Here is a 3,495-nt window from a genome sequence, read left to right as displayed (position 1 = left end):
GCTCAGGGTGTAGGTGATTGAACTGCGGACATGATCCTCTCCGCCGCCAGCGGATTCCATGACCAGATCCCCCGCATCATCGACGGTGTAGGTGTCATTACCCCCGCCGCCAGCCATGGTGTCAGCACCAGCGCCACCGTCTAACCAGTCATTTGCCGCCGTGCCATAGATATGGTCGTTCCCAGCACCACCATCTAGGTGCTGTGGTTGGAAGTTGTCGGTGGTGAAGGCCAAAAAGTCATTGCCGTCGCCAGCAAAGACAGCATAACGATCAGTTCCCAGCCAAAGGGTGTCGTTACCTGATGTGAGGCGAAATACCCCTGCGCTTTGGAGTACGGAGGGTATTGGGCTTAATGGGATGATTCCATTTGTGAGCAGATCGGCAAATGGTGCAAGCCCAGTGTTTTGCAAGGCCGCGTTCACCGCTGTGGTGAAGCTTGTCGAAGTTGGATCACCCCCCACGTCCTGGATGATTTCTCGCGCCAGGGGGAGAACGGCTGCCCAATACCCTGCTACCGTAATTCCGTCACCAGCAGGAGCCTTGCTTTTGAAACTATTCAACAGATCCGCAGGGGTCTGTACGGTCATAAGTCTGTCGATTTCGGGTACATAGACAGCGCTATCGGCCATGGCACTACCTAGCGGGCCAGACATCAACAGCCTCGCCAGGATGCCATCCACAAGACCATTCCAGGAGGCTGTCAAGCTGGCGACGGCCTGGGCGTTGGGATTGCGGATGCCTTGCACGACGAATTGTGTACCCAGAAAGGCTTCTAGTGCTGCCAGCTTGCGCCCATCGAATAGTCCTCCTCGTGATGATGGGTCAACGGATTGCACACCCGCCCAGCGATAAATGATCTGCTCTGCCTGGCTGCGGGCGTTGGCAAGACTGCTGAGGTTCTGAGAAACAAAACCCGTAACCAGTGTGGCCAAAGCTCCATCCGCCAACATGACAGAGCGCAGTGACTTGACATCGCCCCGTCCACGGATGTCAGGGAGATTGTCAATGGTGATGTTGCCCGTCAAGCTAATCGAGGAATTGGTGGCAACATTGGAGACATCAAACCAGATATCTGCGACTAAGCCAGTTGTGCCATTTGTATATTCAAAGATCGACTGCTCGTGAATCCGGTTGCCTTCTGCGGTGAAGTTGACGGCTGTGTACCTTAAGTCGATGGAGCGAATATTGAGGGAAGCAAGTGTACGCAACTCGCCTGCATCGGTAAGACCGTTACTGTTGGCATCGAGCCAAACTCTGAACTGGGACCAGACTGCATCACTGGCATTGATAACTCGGTCATTGTTGAGGTCATAGGTGACCAGTTCAGCAAAGCCTGAGCGTCCAAGATCACCGATTAGCTCATTGATGTTGTCGATTTGGCCGTTGGCGTTGCTATCAATTGCCAGCAGGCCATCCGTCGGCTTCACCCAACCCGTTTGTTCTTTGATGCCATCGCCATCCATATCGAAATAGACATTGGATGTCGCCCGCGGAGTGAGTTCAATGCCGTTGCCATCCAGGTCGAGAACGATGGGATCAATTAGGCGACGCAGTTGGTCGCGGATGGCGTCGGCGAAAGAGTCGCTCACTTGGTCAATCCAATCACTTAAGTCATCGACTGCATCTCCAATTCGATCCGCAAGAGAGTCAAATAAGTCACTTAACCAGCTATCTCCGTCGTATCGACGAGCATCGTTCAAAGGGTCAGTAATCAGGTCACCTCGCTTCAGCGCCTCATTTACCTTCTGCGCGATTTCATTGCTGCTGCTGGCATTTTTGCCAATATCTCGCCCTATCGAGTTATTCCACTTATCCATGTTTTTCTCTTGCCAAGGCTGGTCATGTTGTAGATCGCCTTTAATTTCGTTGAGATCACCAAAAACATGAGCAGCAGGTACACCATATTCCCTAGCCATAGCTCCGCTTGCATAGGCATGTCGAAAGGCGTCCCGAGCATCGTTATGTCCAGTTCCTGGAATTTTGTAACTGTCCGCGTAGGCGTTAGCCTCCTGCATATACCTGTTGTACAGGTTGTCATATACACTCATTTCATTTCTCCCACAACTAAAAAGATACGATTTCTAGATTCAATTTTCACTATTGCCGCAACATCTAAAGGGACACAACTGGCTGGCACAAATCTCTTTGGCAATTGCGCTCTGTGTTCTGGCTGAATTTCATGAGTAGCCAAAATGTCAAGTTTTTCAGATCGCTTGAACTTGGATAGGCTTATTTCTTTAGGCATAACAACGATAAACGCCCAATGGGACTCATTCGCCATATAGCCAGTTGACTTTAGATATGTATTGATGCGAGTACTGTATGGAACACCCTCCGAAATAGATTGTTGATAAGGATATAGAACACACAGATGGCCATCAGGCATTTTTTCTAAGGAGCCGAGCTTGAGAACCTGACCAACCTCTAAATATTTCTGAATATAATCCTGTTCAATCATTTGCCCGCCCTTCTTCGAACCACATCCTGAGATTGACAGGATGAAAATGCACAGAAAGCTAATCGGTAATATTTGGTGTAAACCAAGCAAGTTTTGCATTACTCACAGTTACATCTTTGTGCGATAAATTGGTGCTTTTTCTTGATTTTTTAGTTGGCTATATACAGATATTGTCGGTTTCTTCATTTTATCGTGTAAGATGGCGATTGACAAGTAATCGCAGCATAGCGGGTTGGGGATTCTCGAAATACCTCATGGCTCAATCAGCCGTCTGACTTGCGCTAAAGCCTCTTCGCCTGAAATTAGCTCAACATCGCACTCTACTCCAAAGCCTCAATCGTGACTAGACCACCCTCGATCGCTTGAATTCGCAGATCGTAACCTCGCAATAGCTGCATCCCGATTAGTGGAAGTGTCTCTGATTCGTTGATGTAAATCTCACGATATTGTCCATCCCAAATCACGCGCCCGATGTAAACCTCAAACGTACAGAAAGTTCCGTCACCTAATGTGGCAATATCTCGGCCCTCCCAACTCAACCCCAATGTGGCAATTATGTCAGACGGCAAGGTGAGAAAACCCGAAAATCCTGTATCAGTTACAGCATCTACCATCTGCGCTGTCTTATTATTCGTGAGCGCGATCGATAAGGTCGCTTCACACCTTTGATTCACACGACCTTGCATCATTGCTTTGTTCTCAAACTCCGTGTACCAAAGTGATCGACTGCTAGATGCCCAATCCGAATAAACCAAGTCTGAGCATCAGGTACTCGTGCAGAGAGTTGTTTCGATGCTGTCACCAAATCATCGGCAACTTCAAACGCTCCAGTTTCAATGTCAATCGCCACAATTTTGCCGTAATTGCCTTCTTCAACTTGAGAGCGCACTTGGGATTCATCGAAAATTTGGGTCTGAAACCCCGTCGTTCTACGACGGCTTTACTGTTAAATATTAGCGCATTTACACGATATATGCTAGAATGCGAGATATGGAAAAAGCCTATTCGTTTCGATTTTACCCAACACCCGAACAAG

At 48.7% G+C, this 3,495-nt stretch carries 4 protein-coding genes and 1 pseudogene; 1 reads left to right on the top strand and 4 read right to left on the bottom strand.

Going from position 1 to position 3,495, the window contains the following annotated elements:
* The 4 genes and pseudogenes from IM485_RS18090 to IM485_RS18075 form a co-directional block, all read right to left on the bottom strand.
* Nucleotides 1–2,049: calcium-binding protein (locus IM485_RS18090; protein WP_502882195.1), on the bottom strand; the 2,049-nt coding region annotated here is incomplete at its 3' end.
* Complete coding sequence (locus tag IM485_RS18085) at nt 2,046–2,459, bottom strand: hypothetical protein (protein ID WP_287744790.1); 414 nt, start codon at nt 2,457–2,459, stop codon at nt 2,046–2,048. The genes IM485_RS18090 and IM485_RS18085, both read right to left, overlap by 4 nt.
* A 320-nt stretch (nt 2,460–2,779) precedes the next feature.
* On the bottom strand, nt 2,780–3,148 hold the full coding sequence (locus IM485_RS18080) for a clan AA aspartic protease (protein WP_287744787.1): 369 nt from the start codon (nt 3,146–3,148) through the stop codon (nt 2,780–2,782).
* Nucleotides 3,145–3,357, bottom strand: a pseudogene (locus tag IM485_RS18075) (hypothetical protein); the annotation flags it as partial. The pseudogene IM485_RS18075 and the gene IM485_RS18080, both read right to left, overlap by 4 nt.
* Nucleotides 3,358–3,440: 83 nt before the next feature.
* On the opposite strand from IM485_RS18075, the gene IM485_RS22825 reads away from it, so the two are divergent.
* Nucleotides 3,441–3,495, top strand: a 55-nt coding sequence (locus tag IM485_RS22825) for a helix-turn-helix domain-containing protein (RefSeq protein ID WP_353846024.1), incomplete at its 3' end; no start/stop codon positions are given.

The organism is Microcystis sp. M169S2, assembly GCF_020245865.1.
GTDB lineage: Bacteria > Cyanobacteriota > Cyanobacteriia > Cyanobacteriales > Microcystaceae > Microcystis > Microcystis ichthyoblabe_A.
Note: the sequence above shows the minus strand (reverse complement) of the source record. Positions and strands in the feature narration are given on the sequence as shown.

Excerpts from the sequence above, each read along its gene's own strand:
- IM485_RS18085 (WP_287744790.1), bottom strand. The coding sequence starts at position 2,459 with ATGATTGAACAGGATTATATTCAGAAATATTTAGAGGTTGGTCAGGTT.
- IM485_RS18080 (WP_287744787.1), bottom strand. The coding sequence starts at position 3,148 with ATGATGCAAGGTCGTGTGAATCAAAGGTGTGAAGCGACCTTATCGATC.